This is a genomic window from Georgenia sp. EYE_87 (genome assembly GCF_023148685.1).
GTDB lineage: Bacteria > Actinomycetota > Actinomycetes > Actinomycetales > Actinomycetaceae > Georgenia.
This window is the reverse complement of the sequence record NZ_JAHXNL010000011.1, coordinates 14,617-31,924: the sequence shown is the minus strand read 5'-3', so window position 1 is coordinate 31,924 and position 17,308 is coordinate 14,617. Positions and strand designations below refer to the sequence as shown.

Below are 17,308 nucleotides of genomic sequence, written 5' to 3'. Positions count from 1 at the left end.
TTCCACACCTGGTCCGGGCCGCCGGCCCGCCCGTCACGACGACGCCCCGTCGGCCACGGCGTCGACCAGCGCGCGGTGCTCGTCAAGGGCACCCGTGGCGGTCACTCCACGGACCACCGTCTCGTCGAGGACCTCCGTGTACGGCGTGAGCCGGGCGCGCAGCTCCTCGGCCGTCTCGGCGAGGACGGCTGCCTCGGGCGCGGCGAACCCCAGGCGGGCGAAGTTCGCCGCGTAGGAGGCGATGCCCGCGTACCGGTCGGCCTCGCGGCGCGCGACGGCGTGCGCCCGCTCGCCGAGGGCGCCGCGGACGTAGAGCGCGACCGTGGCGTCCCTGCCGAGGTCGGCGACGTCGCGGTGCTTGTCCGCGACCGCACCCCGGGCGGCCGACGGCGTGAGCCAGTTGAGCACCATGCCCGCGCTCTCCCGCGCGGCGAGCCGCCGCATCCGCGGGCCGAGCGCGCCGACCACCACCGGCACGCCGAGCTCGTCGGTGAGCGTCCGGACGGCCTCGCGCACGGTGGCGAGCGGGCTGGGCCCCGTGCTCGCGCCGACGCCCAGGACGACCCGGTCCACCGGCAGCTCAAGCTCGCGCACCCGCCGCACGATCTCCGCCGGCGGGACGTGGTCCACCGGGAGCACGCCCGAGGCGATCCGCAGGGTGCCGGTGGCCTCGGCGGCCGCGGCCATGGTGGCGAGCGCGTCGCCGCGGGCGGGCTGGTTGACCCACAGGGTGCGCAGCCCGGCGCGCTCGACCGCCGGCGCCAGGCGTCGCACCAGGTCCGGGTCGAGGTCCCCGGTGACTCCGTAGCCGAGGCGCGCGGGCTCGTGGCTCATGCTCTGCCCCCACGCGAGCGCCTCGGGGCCGCGGGCGTCTCCACGATGACGTTCGTGGCCTTGACGACGGCGGTGGCCAGGGAGCCGGGCTCGAGCCCGAGCTCCGTGGCGGCCTCGCTGCTCATGAGCGAGACGACCCGGTACGGGCCGCACTGGAGCTCCACCTGCGCCATGACGCCGTCGGCGACCACGCGGGTGACCAGCCCGGTGAAGCGGTTCCGGGCCGACCGACCCACGCCGTCGTCGCGGCCCAGGGGCACCGTCCGCGCGGCGACCTCCTGCGCGTGACGGGCGAGGGCGGCGCCGTCGACCACCTTGCGGCCGGCAGCGTCCGGGACGGCCCTCAGGTGCCCGTCGTCGACCCAGCGGCGGACCGTGTCGTCGCTGACGCCGAGCAGGTCCGCGGCCTCGCTGATCCGATAGTGCGGCACGAGACCGATCCTAGACCCGCACCTACGGCGTTAGAGCTTCTGGTGCGTCGAACGGCGGCCCTCGGTGCCGGGCCGCGTCGGTCCGCGGCCAGCACTAGGTAGACAGACTGACTAAGTAGTGCCACTATCTACGTGTGAGCGGAGAGAACTGGCCGGGCGAGTGGCTGCGCGGCTTCCTGGAGGTGTGCGTGCTCCAGACGCTCACCCGGGGGCCCAGCTACGGGTACGCCATCGCCGCCCAGCTGGAGGAGGCCGACCTCGGGAACATCCAGGGTGGCACCCTCTACCCGCTGCTCACGCGGTTCGAGAGGGCCGGGCTCGTGGAGCCGAGCTGGCGGACCGGCGAGGGCGGCCCGGCACGGAAGTACTACCGGCTGACGGAGGCGGGCCGGGCGGAGCACGCGGCGCTCGTGACCCGCTGGTCGGCATTCAGCGAGGCCGTCGGACGCCACCTGTCGAGCGGGTCGCGTCCCAACAACCCGGAAGGGGCACGAGGATGAGGAGCGACCGGATGAGCAGGGACCGGGCGGGCACGGCGTGGGAGACCGACTTCGTCGTCGAGCTGCGGCTCCTGGACGTCCCGGGGCACCACATCGGCGACGCGCTGGAGCAGGTGCGGTCGCACTGCGCGGAGTCCGGCGAGGACGCGGGCACGGCCTTCGGAGACCCGGCGGAGTACGCCCGCAGTCTCGGGCTGCCCGCACAGGACGTCCGGTTCGCCGGGATGCTGCTCGGCACCGCGGGCGGGCTGGTGGGCATGTTCCTGGCGCTGTGGGGCTTCACGTCCTGGCTCGACGGTGAGCCGGTCGCCATCACGCTCGGCCGGCTGGTGGCCGCCGTGGCGCTCGTGCTGGCCGCACCGCTGCTCCTGCGGTACCTGCGCACGGTGCTGGAGCGCCCGTGGCTCGCGGTCGCAGCGATGGCGCTCGGGCTGTCCACCGTGGTGGCCGCACCGGTCGTGCTGACCGTGGCTCTCGCGCAGCTCCCTGCACCGGCGGTCACCGTGGCCGGCCTCGGCCTGGTGGTCGGCACGGCCCTGTGGGAGCACCTCGGCGGGGAGCCGGCAGACCCCGTCGTCAGCCCGGTGGGGGATGGTCGGCGGCCGGTCCGCGCCGCGGCGGCGACGTGGCTGCTCCCGGTCGGCACGGTCGTCCTGATGGGCCTGGCCTGGGCGCTCGAGGCGCTGAGCTGACCGACGCGGGCCTGACCAGGACGCTCCAGTCGCTGCCCTGACAACGCCCCGACCCCGCCGGCGCGCGATCCCGAGAAGTCTCGAGCAGGCGGCCCAGCCGCCCGGCTCAGCCGGCGTCCTCGCCGTAGGCGGCGGTCAGGATCGCGCGGATCTCGTTCTTGCCGACCGGGCGCGGGTTGTCGATCGGCAGCGCGGCGCTGACGCGGTCGATCGCCTCGTCGAGCTGGCGGTAGAGCAGCCCGATCTGGGCGAGGGTCCGCGGCGCGCCGATAGAGGCGGCCAGCCCGCGCAGCCCGGACACGGCCTCCTCGGCCTCGAGCGCACGCGCGATGCGGGCGGCCGCGCGCGGCACGGCCGGGGCGTTGAAGGCGAGGACCTGCGGGAGGACGACGGCGTGCAGGGCGGCGTGCGGGAGGCGGAACGCCCCGCCCAGGACGTGGCAGATCTTGTGGTGGAGGCCCGAGCCGGTCGCCGCGAAGGTCGCCCCGGCCAGGTAGGCGCCGTAGAGCAGCAGCTCGCCCGCCGCGGTGGGGGTGCCCGCCCACACCGATACGGGGTCCGTCAGGGCCTTCTCGGGGGCCTGCGCCCGGGCGAGGCTCTCCGGGCCGATCCCGCGCAGGCCCGAGGCCAGGGAGCGCATCGCCTCGTCGGCCATGGCCGAGCTGATCGGGTTGGCCCGGGGCGCCCAGTGGGCCTCCACCACATGGGCGAGCGCGTTGAGCCCCGACCCGACCGCGAGGTCCCGGGGGAGCCGGTCGGTCAGGTCCGGGTCGAGCACCACGGTCCGTGGCCGGACCGCGGGATCGGTGCCCGTCTCCTTGCGCCCCTCCCGCGTGGTGCCCCACACCGGTGTCGCCTCCGAGCCTGAGTACGTCGTCGGCACGGCGAGGATCGGCACCCGGAGCTCGCGCGCGACCATCTTGGCGGTGCCGGTGGTCGAGCCGCCGCCGATGCTCAGCAGCAGGTCCGCGCGGGCCTCCCGCGCGCGGGCCACGGCCCGCTGGGCGATCGCCACCGGGACGTGCTCCTCGACCTCGGTGAAGAACGAGACCACCGCGTCGGCGAACGGTTCCACCGAGGCGTGCGCGAGCGCCTGGTGGGACGCGCCGGTGACCACCATGACCCGGTCCGCGCCGAGCCTGGCGACCTCGTCCGGGAGCGCGGTGCGCACGGTGCCGCGGCCGAAGACCACGCGTGCGGGTGACGTCTCGTAGGTGAACTCCACCGGATACCTCCTCGTCCGTCGCAGCAGCGGGCGGCTCGGCGTCGGCCGGTGCCGCCACCTCCCATGATGACCGGTTCCCTGTGGTGGCGGGGCGGGCCGGCGGCCGAGTCGCGGCAGGCGAAGTGCTCCTGAGCAGATCCAGTGGGCCTGGGACGACTTGATCTGCGCAGGAGCACTTACCGACGGGTTCGGCGGGACGGGTTCGGCGGGGCGGGTTCGGCGGACGGGTTCGGCGGACGGGTTCGGGGGGCGGTTTCGGGGGGGCGGGTTCGGCGGGGCGGGTTCGGCGGGAGGTGGTGCCGGGCCCGGGCTCGGGTGGATGGTGAGGACTGCGACTCAGGTGTTCGTGCTGGTGCGCCGACGGCGCTCGCGCGGTGCGACGCTGGGCTCCCAGCCTCGACGCGGGTCGCGCGAACCGGTGGCGTGCGACTCCTCCCGGGAGCGGTAGACGATGTACGGCCTGGTCGAGTACTGCACCGGCGCCGAGAACGCGTGCACCAGCCGGGTGAACGGCCAGATCATGAAGAGCAGGAACGCCGCGGCGATGTGCAGCTTGAACGGCACCGGCACGTCGGTCATCAGCTCCGGCATGGGCTGGAAGTAGAACAGGGAGCGCAGCCAGGGCGAGATCGTCTCGCGGTAGTCGTACCCGTGGGCGTCGCCGAGGATCTGCGTCTGCACGGTCGCCCACATCCCGAGCAGGATCGGGATGGCGAGCATGACGTACATGAACTTGTCCACCCGCGTGGTGGCCAGGAACACCGGGCCGGTCACGCGCCGGCGGTAGATCAGCAGCGCCAGGCCGACGAGCGTCATCAGGCCCGCCACCGAGCCCATGTAGGTCGCGATGAAGTGGTACGCCGCCTCCCGGAAGCCGACCGCCTCGGTCCAGTCCTTCGGGATCAGCAGACCCATGAAGTGCCCGAGCCCGACGAAGATGATCCCGAAGTGGAAAAGCGGCGAGCCCAGGCGCAGGAGGGTCTTCTCGTAGAGCTCGGACGAGCGGGTGGTCCAGCCGAACTTGTCGTACCGGTACCGCCAGATCAGGCCGACGACGAAGACCGCCATCGACACGTAGGGGAAGACGACCCACAGCAGCGTGGCGGTCGCACTCATGCCCGCACCTCCTCGTTCCGGGCCCCGCCGGGGGCGAATGGCTCAAGCGGGCCGAGCGCGTTCAGGCCCACCATCTCGGTCGGGGGACCGGCCGTGATCAGCTGCAGGAGGCGGTCCTCGACGTCGGCGCTGGGCCGCGGCAGCACGAGGCACACCGCCTCGACCACGGCCGCCCAGGGGCTGCGCAGCGACGTCAGCGCCGAGCGCAGCACCTCCACGCCCTCGCGGTGGGCGGCGAGCAGCGCGGTGCCGAGCTCGGCGTCGCCGACCGCGGTGAACTCCAGGACGATGGGCAGGAAGTCGGGCAGCTCGTTCCGGCCGACCTCCCACCCCGCCGCCCGGTACGCCTCCACGAAGCGGACGAGCGCCGTGCCGCGGCGGCGGGTGTCGCCGGTGACGAAGTAGGACAGGTACATCGAGCACTTGCGCTTGAGGTCGAAGGTGTCGACGTAGGCCCGGGCCAGCGCCTGGGGGTCCTGCGTGAGCGCGTGGTCGACGAACCCCGCGAGCCGGGACCGCACCGGCTCGGGCAGGCCGGCGACGCCGGAGCGCACCGCCGCCAGGCGCTCGTCCCGGTCCGGGCCCGGGTCCGGGTAGTCGAGCAGCACGGACGCGGCCATGCACGCCAGCGCGCGCTCGCGGTCGGTGACCCGGACGGGTGCGAGCGGCTCGAGGCCGGGCACCCGCAGGAAGCCGCTCATCGCCGGCCCTCCTCGTCGTCGTCGCGCGCCACCCCGGGGAAGCCGCCCGGGTTGGGGTCGTCCGCGAAGGTGCCGGGGGCGGCGTCGGGGTCGGCGAGGGCGACGGCGCCCGGGGGCCTCTCCTCCTCCGCCGGCGGGAACAGCCCGGCCGCGCCGCGGCCGTCCCAGTTGAGCAGGTTCACCCGCGACGGGCCGGTGGGCACGTGCGGGTCGTCCGCCGTCTGGCGCGACTTCAGCGCGTGGAACGTCTCGACGCTGGCGGGCGCCGGGTGGCCGGAGGAGGAGCCGAACGGCCCCGCGCCGCCCATGCCGGGCCCGCCCTCGTAGTCCAGCGAGCAGGCCATCTCCTCGAGCCCGGCCGCCGTCTCCGCGTGCGCGGAGGGGATGACGTAGCGCTCCTCGTACTTGGCGATGGCCAGGAGGCGGTACATCTCCTGGACCTCCACGCCGGTCATGCCGACGGCGGCCGCGATCTCCTCCTTCGGCTCCTGGCCGAGGTTGAGGTCGCGCATGTAGGAGCGCATCGCCGCCAGGCGCCGCAGCGTCTTCTCCACGGGCCGGGTGTCGCCGGCGGAGAAGAGCTCGGCGAGGTACTCCAGCGGGATCCGCATCGTCGAGATGGCCGTGTAGAGGGTCTTGGCGTCCTCGCCGTCGTTGCCCGAGGAGGTGACGACGTCGACCACCGGGCTCAGCGGCGGGATGTACCAGACCATCGGGAGCGTGCGGTACTCGGGGTGCAGCGGCAGGGCAACCTCGTACTCGCTGATGAGCCGCCAGATGGGGCTGGCCTGCGCGGCGGCGATCCAGTCCTCGGCGATGCCGTCGCGGCGGGCCGCCTCGATCACGGCCGGGTCGTGCGGGTCCAGGAAGACCGAGCGCTGGGCCGCGAGCAGGTCGTGCTCGTCCTCGACGGCGGCGGCCTCGCCCACGCGGTCGGCGTCGTAGAGGACCAGGCCGAGGTAGCGCAGGCGCCCCACGCAGGTCTCCGAGCACACGGTGGGCAGGCCCACCTCGATGCGCGGGTAGCACAGCGTGCACTTCTCGGCCTTGCCGGTCTTGTGGTTGAAGTAGACCTTCTTGTACGGGCAGCCGGTCACGCACATGCGCCACCCGCGGCACTGGTCCTGGTCCACGAGCACGATGCCGTCCTCGACCCGCTTGTACATCGCGCCCGAGGGGCAGGAGGCCACGCAGGAGGGGTTGAGGCAGTGCTCGCAGATGCGCGGCAGGTAGAACATGAAGGTCTTCTCGAACTCCATGGCCACGTGCTCGCTCATGTGCTTCAGGAGCGGGTCCTTGACGGCGATCTCCTGCGAGCCGCCGAGGTCGTCGTCCCAGTTCGCCGACCAGGTGATCTTGGTGTCCTCGCCCGTCAGCAGCGACTTCGGCCGCGCCACCGGAGTGTGCCGGGTGTCCGCCGGGGCGGAGAGCAGCATGTCGTAGTCGTACGTCCACGGCTCGTAGTAGTCGTGGATCGTCGGCAGCTTGGGGTTGGAGAAGATCGTGGCGAGCTTCTTCAGCCGCCCGCCGGCGCGCAGCTTGAGCTTGCCGCGCTTGGTGCGCACCCACCCGCCGCCCCACGTCTCCTGGTCCTCGTAGGTGCGCGGGTAGCCGAGCCCGGGCCGGGTCTCGACGTTGTTGAACCACACGTACTCCATGCCCGTGCGGTTGGTCCACGCCTGCTTGCACGTGACCGAGCACGTGTGGCACCCGATGCACTTGTCGAGGTTCATCACCATCGACATCTGCGCCATGACCTTCATAGGGTCACGCTCCCCCTTCGCTCGTACCTCGCTGCGGAGTTCCCCTGTTCGGTCATCGGTACTGCACCTCCTGGCTGCGGCGGCGGATGACGGTGACCTCGTCACGCTGGTTGCCGGTCGGGCCGATGTAGTTGAACGCGTAGGACAGCTGTGCGTAGCCGCCCACCAGGTGGCTCGGCTTGAGCAGCACCCGGGTCAGGGAGTTGTGGATGCCCCCGCGGTTCCCGGAGGTCTCCGCGACCGGGACGTCGATGACGCGGTCGGTTGCGTGGTGCATGTACACCGTGCCCTCGGGCATGCGGTGGGAGACCACGGCGCGGGCCACCACCACGCCGTTGCGGTTGTACGCCTCGATCCACTCGTTGTCCTTCACGCCGATCTTCGCGGCGTCCCGCGGGGACATCCAGATGTTCGGGCCGCCGCGGGAGAGCGAGAGCATGAACAGGTTGTCCTGGTACTCGGAGTGGATGGACCACTTCGAGTGCGGGGTCAGGTAGCGCACCGCCACCTCCGCGTAGCCCTCCGAGCCGGGCGCACCGGTGGGGGAGGTGTCCCCGGGGATCGCGTCGCCGAAGAGGCGGTGCATGTCCAGCGGGGGCCGGAAGACCGGGAGGTTCTCGCCGAGCTCGCTCATCCAGTCGTGGTCGAGGTAGAAGTGCTGGCGCCCGGTGAGGGTGTGCCAGGGCTTGAGCCGCTCGACGTTGACCACGAAGGCCGAGTACCGCCGTCCGCCGTGCTCGGAGCCGGACCACTCCGGGGACGTGACCACCGGCTGCGGCTGGTGCTGGGTGTCGGCGAAGGTGATCCGGGTGCCGGCGTGGTCGCGGGAGAGGTCCGCGAGCTCCGTCCCGGTGCGCTTCTCGAGGAACTCGAAGCCCTGGGTGGCCAGCCGGCCGTTCGTGGTGCCCGAGAAGGCCAGGATCATCTCGCAGGCCTTGGTGTCCTTGTCCAGCAGCGGCCGACCCGCGGCGACGCCGGAGCGTGCCCGGCCGTTCCGCTCGCCGAGGGCCTGGACCTCCTCGGCGGGGTCGAACTTCACGCCCTTGGTGATCATGCCCAGCGTGTCGGGCAGCGGCCCGAGCGCGTCGAACTTGGCCGCGAGGTTCGGGTAGTCCCGCTCGATCACGATCAGCTTGGGCATCGTCACGCCGGGGGTGGGCGGCAGCTGGTCCATCGCGGCGACCGCCCCGTGCGGGGTCGCCAGCTCGTCCGGGGTGTCGTGGGCGAGCGGCGCGGCGACGACGTCCCGGTGCACGCCGAGGTGGCCGGCGCTGAGCTCGGCGACCCGCCTGGCCAGGCCCTGGAAGATCGTGAAGTCGGACCGGGTCTGCCACGGCGGGTCGATCGCCGGGGTGAAGGCGTGCACGAAGGGGTGCATGTCCGTGCTGGACAGGTCGTACTTCTCGTACCAGGTGGCCGCCGGCAGGACGACGTCGGAGAAGAGCGTCGTCGAGGTCATCCGGAAGTCGATGGTCGTCAGCAGGTCGAGCTTGCCCTGCGGGGCCTCCTCCCGCCAGACCATGTCCCGCGGCCGCCGCCCGGGCGGGGACTCCGGCGCCCGGACCGAGGCGTCCGTGCCGAGCAGGTGCTTGAGGAAGTACTCGTTGCCCTTGGCGGAGGAGCCGAGCAGGTTCGAGCGCCACACGGTCAGCACCCGGGGGAAGTTCTCGGGGGCGTCCGGGTCCTCGACGGCGTAGCGGAGGTTGCCGGCCGTGAGCTCGTCGACGATGTGCTGCGGGACCTCCTTGCCCGCCTGCGCCGCCTCCTGGGTGATGAGCAGCGGGTTGCGGTTGAAGGTCGGGAAGCTCGGGGTCCAGCCCCGCTTGACGGCCTCGACGAGGGTGTCCGCCGTGGTCCGCCCGGCGAAGTCGCCCCGGGCGAGCGGGGAGGCGAGGGTGTCGGCCGGCAGCCCGTCGTAGCGCCACTGGTCGGTGGCCAGATACCAGAACGACGTCGCCGTCATCTGCCGGGCCGGGCGCTGCCAGTCCAGGGCGAAGGCGTACTGCTGGAAGCCGGTGATGGGCCGGACCTTCTCCTGGCCCACGTAGTGCGCCCAGCCGCCGCCGTTGACGCCCTGGCACCCGGTCATGGTGGTCAGCGCGAGCATCGCCCGGTAGATGGTGTCGGCGTGGAAGTAGTGGTTGACGCCGGCGCCCATGATGATCATCGACCGGCCGTTCGAGACGACGGCGTTGTGCGCGAACTCCCGCCCGACGCGGATCGCGGCCGCGGCCGGGACGCCGGTGAGCTCCTCCTGCCAGGCCGGGGTGCCGGGGGCGGAGGCGTCCTCGTAGCCGGCCGGCCAGCTGCCGGGCAGGCCCTCACGTTCGACGCCGTACCGGGCGAGCAGCAGGTCGTAGACGGTGGTGACCAGGTGGCCGCCCACCCGCCGGGCCGGGACCCCGCGGCGCACGACGCCGGAGCCGCCGGTGTGCGCGCCGACCTCGCCGTCGGCGGTGGTCGGCGGGACGTCGAAGCGGGGCAGGTCGACCGGGACGCCCTCGGAGCCGGCCAGGTCCGCGAGGGTCAGGACGGGGTCGACGTCGCCGAGGTCGAGGTTCCACCGCCCGGCGCCCTCGGGGCCGAACCGGTCGCCCAGGGTGCCGTTCGGGACCACCGGGGTGCCGGCGTCGTCCAGGAGGACGGTGCGGAAGGCCGGGTTCTCGGCGCGGGCCAGGCGGCCGTGCTCGGGGTCGTCGGCGAGGTCCGCGGCGGTGAGGAACTTGCCGGGCACGTAGGCGCCGTCGCGCTCCTCCAGGCCCACCAGGAACGGGGAGTCGGTGTAGCGCTTCATGTACTCGAGGAAGCGCGGCGTTCGGTCGCGGACGTGGAACTCGCTGAGGATCACGTGGCCCATGGCCATCGCGAGGGCGCCGTCGGTGCCGGGGTGGACGGAGAGCCACTCGTCGGCGAACTTGGTGTTGTCGGCGTAGTCGGGGGAGATCGCGACGACCTTCTGCCCGTGGTAGCGGGCCTCGGTCATGAAGTGCGCGTCCGGGGTGCGGGTGACCGGGATGTTCGAGCCCCACATGACCAGGTAGCCGGCGTTGAACCAGTCGGCGGACTCGGGGACGTCGGTCTGGTCGCCGAAGACCTGCGGGGACGCGACCGGGAGGTCCGCGTACCAGTCGTAGAAGGACAGCATGTGGCCGCCCATGAGCGAGTAGAACCGGGACCCGGCGCCGTAGGAGACCTGCGACATCGCCGGGATCGGGGTGAAGCCCGCCAGGCGGTCCGGCCCGTACTGCTGGGTGGTGTAGACGTGCGCCGCCGCGATGAGCTCCTCGGTCTCCTCCCACGTGGTGCGCACCAGGCCGCCCTTGCCGCGGGCCGCCTTGTACTGCCGGGCCCGCTCGGGGTCCTCGACGACGTCCGCCCACGCCTCGACCGGGTCGCCCAGGCGGGACCTCGCCTCGCGGTAGAGGTTGAGCAGCGTGGCCCGCACGTAGGGGTAGCGGATCCGGGTGGGGGAGTAGGTGTACCAGGAGAACGCCGCGCCCCGCGGGCAGCCGCGGGGCTCGTACTCGGGGGAGTTCGGGCCGGTGGAGGGGTAGTCGGTCTGCTGGGTCTCCCAGGTGATGATCCCGTCCTTGACGTAGACCTTCCACGAGCAGGAGCCGGTGCAGTTGACCCCGTGGGTGGAGCGGACCACCTTGTCGTGCGACCAGCGGTCGCGGTAGAACGCGTCGCCCTCGCGCCCGCCGCTGAGGAAGAGCTGGCGCAGGTCCGGCGAGGCTTTGCCCCGGCGGAGGAAGGTGCCCAGCCTGAGCAGGGCGTCCTCGGGCGAGCTCTCGCGGGTGGCGGGCGTTCCGTCGGGCCGGGTGGCCGTCATGGTGGGTCCTTCCGTGGAGGGCGGTACGACAGGGAGGGTCGGGCGGTGGGGTCAGGCGGTCGCGGGCCGGGCCGCCTCGGCGCGGCGGACGGGCCACCAGCAGAACGCGGCGAGCGCGAGGGCGGTGATGGCGAGCAGGATCAGGCCGAAGAAGTAGCTCCCGGTCTGGGTGTAGACCGCGCCCATGACCAGCGGGGGGAAGAACCCACCGAGGCCGCCGGCCGCGCCGACGATGCCGGTGACGGAGCCGACCTTGTCGGCCGGGGCGAGCCGGGCCACGAGGGCGAAGCACGCGCCGGAGGCGGAGCCGAGCATGACCGCCATGGTCAGGAACGCCACCGTGCCGGCGGGCAGCAGCTCGAGCTCGAGCGCGGCGAGGACGGCCATCGCGGCGGTGACGACGAAGTTGACGACGAGCACCGGGATCGGGTGGAACCGGTCCGAGAGCCAGCCGCCGACCGGCCGGGCGACGACGGCGAGCACCACGAACCCGGCGGTGCGCAGCGCGGCGTCGGCGCGGTCGAGGCCGTAGGCGTTCACGAGGTAGGCGGGCAGGTAGACGCTGAAGGCGACGAAGCCGCCGAAGCCGAGCGCGTAGATCAGGGCGAGCTGCAAGGTGGCGCGCACCTTCAGCGTCGCCACGGTGCGTGCGAGCAGGGAGCCCGCGGGGGCGGTGAGGCCCGGCGCGTCCCGCACGAGGGCGCGGGCCACGACGGCGTAGATCGCGAGCAGCACCGCGACGAGGACGAACGGTGCGGGACGGCCGAAGGCCTCCGCGATCCCGACCGTGGTGAAGGAGGCGACGGCGGTGCCCGCGGTGCCCATCCCGAAGATCCCGAGCGCGGTCCCGCGGTTCTCCGGGGCGAACCAGCGGTTGACGAACGGCACCCCGATGGCGAACGCGGTCCCGCCCAGTCCCAGGAAGAACCCGCCCAGGATCAGCATGGCGAAGTTGCGCGCCACCAGGCCGGTGAACAGCACCGGCACGATCGTCAGGAGGCTCACCGCCGGGAACATCACCCGGGCGCCGAAACGGTCGGTCAGGGCGCCCACCGGGATGCGCCCGACCGAGCCGACGATGACCGGCACCGCGACGATGACGGACACCTGGAAGGGGCTCAGCGCGAAGTCCTCGCCGTAGGTGGCGCCGAGCGGGCCGATGAGCGCCCAGGCCCAGAAGTTGACGAGGAAGCCGGTGGTGGCCAGGAGGAGCATGCGGTTCTGCGGCCCACCTCGACCGGGCGCGGACGCGGTGCGGTCGTGGGGCTGTGGCGACGTCATGCGGCGACTCCCGGCTTGACTGGTGCCCTTTGCGGGGCCCGGTGCGGCCGATTATGCACGGAGTGAACCGTCGGCGACAGTGCGGAGAAAGGCGTCGGGAATGTCGGCGGAATAGGCAAGAGGAGGCTGACGTAAATCATTCCGCGCCAGCGTGCGGCTTTCCGGATTTCACGGCATTGCCACGGTGGAGACTGCGCCGTCCAGGTTCGGCTGAGATCGGCCGCGAAGCGGATCGCCGCAGATCACCGTGGTGCCGGTAGCCCGACGTGCCGTCCGATCGCCCGGTGGCGCGGGCCGTCGTGCTGCCCCCGTGGTGGTCGGCCGCGCGGTGCTGGGCCGTGCCGTGACGGATCGTTCAATCCCGGTGCTTTGCCGACGAGCGCGCGTTCTCGCCAGCGTCCGCGGCGATTTCCGGTGCTGATTGCGCGAGGTGCTGCAGGGGAGACGCGACGGCCAGGGGAATCTCGACGTCGATATATTGAATTCTGGTCTTCTTCTCCAGTTGGGTCTGTGCGCCTGTGGCCGCTTCGTGCCGGCTGGGAGTGTCACAGGACGGCTGGCGGTCGAGCGCGCTGGCGCTGGGCCGTGAGGCCGTGGGCTGTGAGGCATGGGTCGTGGTCCGGGCACGTCACCGACCAGGGTCGCTACGGTGACGTGGTGAGCCAGCCGGAACCGCACACGCCCGCCGAGGACGCCGCCCTGACCGAGCATGTGACCGGCCGCGAGGACCGCGCAGGCGGGGCGGGCCGGCCGCCCGCCACCGGCGCCGTGATCACCGTGTCGGACCGGTGCGCCCGCGGCGAGGCGGAGGACCGCTCCGGCCCGCTGGCCGCGGAGCTCCTCGCCAGGGTCGGCGTGCGCGCGGACGTGGTGGTGGTGCCCGACGGGGTCGAGTCAGTGCGCGGCGCGCTGCGGGCGGCCCTCGCGGGGGGCGCGCGCGTGGTGCTGACCACCGGCGGGACGGGCGTCTCGCCGCGCGACCTCACCCCGGAGGGCACCCGCGACCTGCTGGCGCGCGAGCTGCCCGGCCTCGCCGAGGCGATCCGCGCCCGCGGCGCCGCCACCGTGCCGGCCGCCGTCCTCTCCCGCGGCCTCGCGGGCATCGCCGCCGGCCGGGACGGGGAGGCCCTCGTGGTCAACGCGCCCGGCTCGCCGGGTGCGGTCCGCGACGCGCTGGCGGTGCTCGGCCCGCTGGTGCCCCACGTGCTCGACCAGCTCGCCGGCGGCGACCACGGGCGCGCCCTGCCGGTCTGACCGCTCGCCGTCAGCGCTCCTCGAGGGCGGCGAGGTCGTGCCAGGTGTCGACGTCCGCCGCCTCCTCGCCCGCGGCGGTGACCGAGGCGAGGTCCATCCCGGACACCAGCTCGCGCACCGACGCCCCGGCAGGTGCCAGCGCCCGCAGCCGCGCGCGCAACGTGGCGGTGCGGTAGACGGCGGTGAGCCACTGGGGGCGGCCGGTCGCGTCGGTCAGGGCCGCGCCGTCGCGCCCCGTCCCGCCCGGGCCGTCCCCGGCCGCGGCCCGCAGCAGGCGCGGCACGGCGCTGGCCGCGCGCGGGACGTCGCACGCCAGCACGAGCAGCAGTGGCGCCGGCCGGCCCGGCGCCGCGTCGAGCGCAGCCAGGCCCGCGGCCACCCCGGCCACCGGCCCGCCGAGCGGCGGGTCCTCGAGGGTGCGCACGACGCCGGGCGGCACCGCGACGTCCTCCGGGGCGACGACGACCACCCGGCCCGCGCTCTCGGTGGCGGCCAGGGCGTGGTCGAGCAGGCGGCGGCCCGCGAGCAGCACGTCCGGCTTGGACGCGCCGCCGAGCCGGCGCCCGGTGCCGCCGGCGAGCACGACGGCGTCGAACGTCGTCCCGCCGCCCCGCTCCGCCGTCGTCATGGCGTCAGTCCGGCCGGCGCCAGTCGCCGGAGCGGCCGCCGGACTTGGCGATCACCCTCACACCCGTGATCTCGGCCGAGCGGTCCACGCCCTTGACCATGTCCACCACGGCCAGGGCGGCGACCGAGACTGCCGTGAGCGCCTCCATCTCCACGCCGGTGCGGTCGGCGGTGCGCACGGTCGCGGTGATCACCACGCGGTCCTCGGCGAGCTCGAGATCCACCGTGGCGCCGTGGACGCCGATGGTGTGGGCCAGCGGCAGCAGCTCGGGCGTGCGCTTGGCGGCCGCGATCCCGGCGATGCGGGCGACGGCCAGCACGTCGCCCTTGGGGACGGTTCCCTCGCGCAGGGCGGTCATCACCGCCTCGCTGCAGCGGACCTCGCCGCGGGCGACAGCCTCGCGCACGGTCGGCTGCTTGGCGGTGACGTCGACCATCCGGGCGTGCCCGGCGTCGTCCAGGTGGGTCAGGCGGATCTCGCTCACGGCACCATCATGACGGTGACGACGTCCCCCTCCGCGACGGCCTCGACGTCGGCGTCGACGATCGCCAGGCCGTCCGCCTCCGCGAGAGAGGCCACGAGATGGGAGCCCGACCCGCCCGGGGAGGCGGGACTGGCGAGCAGGACGAGCGTGCCGTCGTCGTCGGTGCGGTCGTCGAGCACGACGGGCATGTACTGGCGCCGCCCCGCCGGGCAGCGCCAGCCCGCGGCCACCGTCGCGTCGACGAGGAGGGGCTGCAGAGTCTGCGGCTGCGCCGTCGTGCCGCGGCCGGCCATGACCCGCAGCGCGGGCTCGACGAAGACGACGAAGCTGACGAACACGCTCACCGGGTTCCCGGGCAGGCAGAAGATCGGCACGCCGCGGCCGTCGTGGTCCAGCACCCCGAAGCCCTGCGGCTTGCCGGGCTGCATCGCGACGGCGGTGAAGGCCACCTCGCCGAGCGGGGCGAGGACCTCCTTGACGACGTCGTAGGCGCCGGCGCTGACGCCGCCGGTCGTGACGATCGCGTCCACCCGGCCCAGGGCCTCCTGGAGGCGACGGCGCAGGGTGGCCGGGTCGTCGTCGACGGTCTCCAGCGGGACGGCGGTGGCGCCGAGCGTCTCCGCCAGCGCCGCGACCAGGACGGAGTTGGAGTCCGGGATCTGCCCGTGGGCGAGCGGGGTGCCGGGGGCGACCAGCTCGGAGCCCGTGGAGAGCACGCCGAGCCGCACGCGGGGGTGGACCGGGAGGGTGCCGTGCCCGGTGGACGCGGCGGTCGAGAGGTCGCGGGGACGCAGCTCGATCCCGGCCGGGACGACGACGGTGCCCGGGGTGACGTCGTCGCCCGCGCGGCGGACGTGGGCGCCGGGGGCGGCGGGGGAGCGGATCTCCACCACCTCGGGCAGGGCGCTGCCCGCGCCGGGCCCGGCCTGCTGGTCCGTCTGCTCGACGGGGACCACGGCGTCCGCGCCCGGTGGCACCGGTGCGCCGGTCATGATCCGCACCGCGGTGCCGGGGAGCACCTCGGGGCGCTCGCCCGACCCGGCGGGCAGGTCCGCGACGACGCGCAGCCGCACCGGGGCCTGCCCCGAGGCGCCGGCGACGTCCGCGGCGCGCACCGCGTACCCGTCCATCGCTGAGTTCTCGAACGGCGGGACTGCGAGCACGGCGGTGACGTCCTCGGCCAGGACGCAGCCGAGCGCCTCGGCGAGCGGGACGTCGCGCACGGGGAGGCGCGGGACGGCGGCCAGGACCGCGTCGCGGTGCTCCTCGACGGTGATCATCCGGTCTCTCCTCGGGTCGGCCGGCGGTCGCCGGGCTGGGGCGGCGGGCGGGTCAGTACGTCGGCAGCGTCGGGTCCACGTCCGCCACCCAGGCCAGGACGCCGCCCTCGACGTTCACGGCGCGCGCGCCGGCGTCGGTCAGCGCGTGGACGGCCTGGGCAGACCGCTGGCCGCTGCGGCAGTGGACCAGCAGCTCGCGGGCCACGCCGCCGGGGCGGCCGAGGTCGAGGCGGTGCACCACGCCCTCCGGGTCGGCGAGCACCTCCGCGAGCGGCAGGCTCACTGCGCCGGGGATCGCGACGATGCCGCGCTCCGGCGCCTCGCGGACGTCGAGGAGGACGAAGTCGTCGGTGCCGCGCTCGCGGGCGCCCAGCCGCTCGGCCAGGGCCCGCACCGAGATCGCCGGCAGAGCCGCGGCTTCGTCGCCCTGGCCCGCCGGGGCGACGCCCGGCGCCGGGTCGTACCCGAGCTCCGCGGGGGTGCTGGGCGCGGCTGGCGTGCCCGGGCGCGGGCGCACCGGCAGCTCGCTCCAGCGGGCGCCCAGCACGTCGAGCACGAGCACCCGGCCGAGCAGCGGCTCGCCGGCGCCGGTGATCAGCTTGACGGCCTCCGCGGCCATGATCGAGCCGACCTGGCCGCACATGGCGCCGAGCACGCCGGCCTGGCCGCACGACGGCGTCGTGCCCTCCGGGGGCGGCGTGGGGAAGAGGTCGCGGAGCGTCACGCCGGGGGAGTCGCCGCCGGGCCGGGACCAGAACACGGAGACCTGGGCGTCGAAGCGCAGGATCGACCCCCAGACCAGGGGGATCCCGAGCTCGGCGCAGACGTCGTTGACGAGGTAGCGGGTGGGGAAGTTGTCGGTGCCGTCGATGACGAGGTCGTGCCCGCCGAGGAGGTCTCGCGCGTTGGCCGCGTCCAGGCGGACGTGGTGGCCGGTGACCACGACGTCCGGGTTGAGCGCCCGGACGTGCGCGGCCGCGGACTCGACCTTGGGGCGGCCCACGTCGGCCGTGGAGTGGATGACCTGGCGCTGGAGGTTCGAGGCGTCCACGACGTCGTCGTCGACGACGGTCAGGTGCCCGACCCCGGCGGCGGCGAGGTACTGCAGCACCGGCGAGCCGAGACCACCGGCGCCCATGACGAGCACCCGGGCGGCGAGCAGCCGGCGCTGACCGGCGTCTCCGAGCTGACCGAGCAGCAGGTGCCGCGAGTACCGCTGGACCTGCTCCCGGGTCAGCGGCGGCCCGGGCTCCACGATGGCGGACGTGTGCATGGCCCCACTGTAGG

The 17,308-nt window shown here is 74.0% G+C and carries 15 protein-coding genes; 3 read left to right on the top strand and 12 right to left on the bottom strand.

What is annotated here, in order from left to right; genetic code table 11:
* Positions 1-33 precede the first annotated feature (33 nt).
* Both KZX45_RS15045 and KZX45_RS15040 read right to left on the bottom strand, forming a co-directional pair.
* Positions 34-834 carry an LLM class flavin-dependent oxidoreductase gene (locus KZX45_RS15045; RefSeq protein ID WP_248258567.1) on the bottom strand — a complete coding sequence of 267 codons (801 nt, stop codon included), beginning with the start codon at positions 832-834 and terminating at the stop codon, positions 34-36.
* On the bottom strand, positions 831-1,265 hold the full coding sequence (locus KZX45_RS15040) for a helix-turn-helix transcriptional regulator (RefSeq protein WP_248258566.1): 435 nt from the start codon (positions 1,263-1,265) through the stop codon (positions 831-833). Before KZX45_RS15040 ends, KZX45_RS15045 begins: the two co-directional genes overlap by 4 nt.
* Before the next feature lie 134 nt (positions 1,266-1,399).
* On the opposite strand from KZX45_RS15040, the gene KZX45_RS15035 reads away from it, so the two are divergent.
* The gene (locus tag KZX45_RS15035) at positions 1,400-1,765 is read left to right on the top strand and encodes a PadR family transcriptional regulator (RefSeq protein ID WP_248258565.1); all 366 of its coding nucleotides are present in this window, start codon (positions 1,400-1,402) and stop codon (positions 1,763-1,765) included.
* A gap of 11 nt (positions 1,766-1,776) precedes the next feature.
* Positions 1,777-2,457 carry a hypothetical protein gene (locus tag KZX45_RS15030; protein ID WP_248258564.1) on the top strand — a complete coding sequence of 227 codons (681 nt, stop codon included), beginning with the start codon at positions 1,777-1,779 and terminating at the stop codon, positions 2,455-2,457.
* Positions 2,458-2,563: 106 nt separating this feature from the next.
* Here KZX45_RS15030 and KZX45_RS15025 read toward each other — a convergent pair whose 3' ends face one another.
* The 6 genes from KZX45_RS15025 to KZX45_RS15000 all read right to left on the bottom strand — a co-directional run bounded on the left by KZX45_RS15025 (position 2,564) and on the right by KZX45_RS15000 (position 12,375).
* Positions 2,564-3,682 (bottom strand): maleylacetate reductase, encoded by a 1,119-nt coding sequence (locus KZX45_RS15025; RefSeq protein WP_248258563.1) that lies wholly within the window; start codon positions 3,680-3,682, stop codon positions 2,564-2,566.
* A 336-nt stretch (positions 3,683-4,018) separates the two neighbouring features.
* Complete coding sequence (gene narI / locus KZX45_RS15020; protein WP_248258562.1) at positions 4,019-4,798, bottom strand: respiratory nitrate reductase subunit gamma; 780 nt, start codon at positions 4,796-4,798, stop codon at positions 4,019-4,021.
* The gene (gene narJ, locus KZX45_RS15015; protein WP_248258561.1) at positions 4,795-5,499 is read right to left on the bottom strand and encodes a nitrate reductase molybdenum cofactor assembly chaperone; all 705 of its coding nucleotides are present in this window, start codon (positions 5,497-5,499) and stop codon (positions 4,795-4,797) included. The genes narI and narJ overlap by 4 nt, the downstream gene beginning before the upstream one ends.
* On the bottom strand, positions 5,496-7,262 hold the full coding sequence (gene narH / locus KZX45_RS15010; RefSeq protein ID WP_282453762.1) for a nitrate reductase subunit beta: 1,767 nt from the start codon (positions 7,260-7,262) through the stop codon (positions 5,496-5,498). Before narH ends, narJ begins: the two co-directional genes overlap by 4 nt.
* 52 nt (positions 7,263-7,314) lie before the next feature.
* Positions 7,315-11,094 carry a nitrate reductase subunit alpha gene (locus tag KZX45_RS15005; RefSeq protein WP_248258560.1) on the bottom strand — a complete coding sequence of 1,260 codons (3,780 nt, stop codon included), beginning with the start codon at positions 11,092-11,094 and terminating at the stop codon, positions 7,315-7,317.
* 51 nt (positions 11,095-11,145) lie between these two features.
* Complete coding sequence (locus KZX45_RS15000; RefSeq protein WP_248258559.1) at positions 11,146-12,375, bottom strand: nitrate/nitrite transporter; 1,230 nt, start codon at positions 12,373-12,375, stop codon at positions 11,146-11,148.
* A 771-nt stretch (positions 12,376-13,146) separates the two neighbouring features.
* Here KZX45_RS15000 and KZX45_RS14995 point away from each other — a divergent pair.
* Complete coding sequence (locus tag KZX45_RS14995) at positions 13,147-13,629, top strand: MogA/MoaB family molybdenum cofactor biosynthesis protein (protein ID WP_248258643.1); 483 nt, start codon at positions 13,147-13,149, stop codon at positions 13,627-13,629.
* 10 nt (positions 13,630-13,639) lie between these two features.
* Here KZX45_RS14995 and KZX45_RS14990 read toward each other — a convergent pair whose 3' ends face one another.
* From KZX45_RS14990 to moeB, 4 genes are read right to left on the bottom strand one after another with little or no spacing between them, the layout of a single operon-like run.
* Positions 13,640-14,257, bottom strand: coding sequence for a molybdenum cofactor guanylyltransferase (locus KZX45_RS14990; protein ID WP_248258558.1), 618 nt, complete (start codon positions 14,255-14,257; stop codon positions 13,640-13,642).
* 4 nt (positions 14,258-14,261) lie between these two features.
* Entirely contained in the window at positions 14,262-14,732 is a 471-nt protein-coding gene (gene moaC, locus KZX45_RS14985) for a cyclic pyranopterin monophosphate synthase MoaC (protein ID WP_248258642.1), read from the bottom strand.
* A gap of 5 nt (positions 14,733-14,737) precedes the next feature.
* Positions 14,738-16,021 (bottom strand): gephyrin-like molybdotransferase Glp, encoded by a 1,284-nt coding sequence (glp, locus tag KZX45_RS14980; RefSeq protein ID WP_248258557.1) that lies wholly within the window; start codon positions 16,019-16,021, stop codon positions 14,738-14,740.
* Positions 16,022-16,073: 52 nt separating this feature from the next.
* Positions 16,074-17,294, bottom strand: a complete 1,221-nt coding sequence (gene moeB / locus KZX45_RS14975) for a molybdopterin-synthase adenylyltransferase MoeB (RefSeq protein ID WP_248258556.1) — start codon at positions 17,292-17,294, stop codon at positions 16,074-16,076.
* Positions 17,295-17,308 lie beyond the last annotated feature (14 nt).

Coding starts and splice junctions, on each gene's coding strand:
- KZX45_RS15045 (WP_248258567.1), bottom strand. CDS start 834: ATGAGCCACGAGCCCGCGCGCCTCGGCTACGGAGTCACCGGGGACCTC.
- KZX45_RS15030 (WP_248258564.1), top strand. CDS start 1,777: ATGAGCAGGGACCGGGCGGGCACGGCGTGGGAGACCGACTTCGTCGTC.
- narI (WP_248258562.1), bottom strand. CDS start 4,798: ATGAGTGCGACCGCCACGCTGCTGTGGGTCGTCTTCCCCTACGTGTCG.
- narJ (WP_248258561.1), bottom strand. CDS start 5,499: ATGAGCGGCTTCCTGCGGGTGCCCGGCCTCGAGCCGCTCGCACCCGTC.
- narH (WP_282453762.1), bottom strand. CDS start 7,262: ATGAAGGTCATGGCGCAGATGTCGATGGTGATGAACCTCGACAAGTGC.
- KZX45_RS15005 (WP_248258560.1), bottom strand. CDS start 11,094: ATGACGGCCACCCGGCCCGACGGAACGCCCGCCACCCGCGAGAGCTCG.
- KZX45_RS15000 (WP_248258559.1), bottom strand. CDS start 12,375: ATGACGTCGCCACAGCCCCACGACCGCACCGCGTCCGCGCCCGGTCGA.
- KZX45_RS14990 (WP_248258558.1), bottom strand. CDS start 14,257: ATGACGACGGCGGAGCGGGGCGGCGGGACGACGTTCGACGCCGTCGTG.
- glp (WP_248258557.1), bottom strand. CDS start 16,021: ATGATCACCGTCGAGGAGCACCGCGACGCGGTCCTGGCCGCCGTCCCG.
- moeB (WP_248258556.1), bottom strand. CDS start 17,294: ATGCACACGTCCGCCATCGTGGAGCCCGGGCCGCCGCTGACCCGGGAG.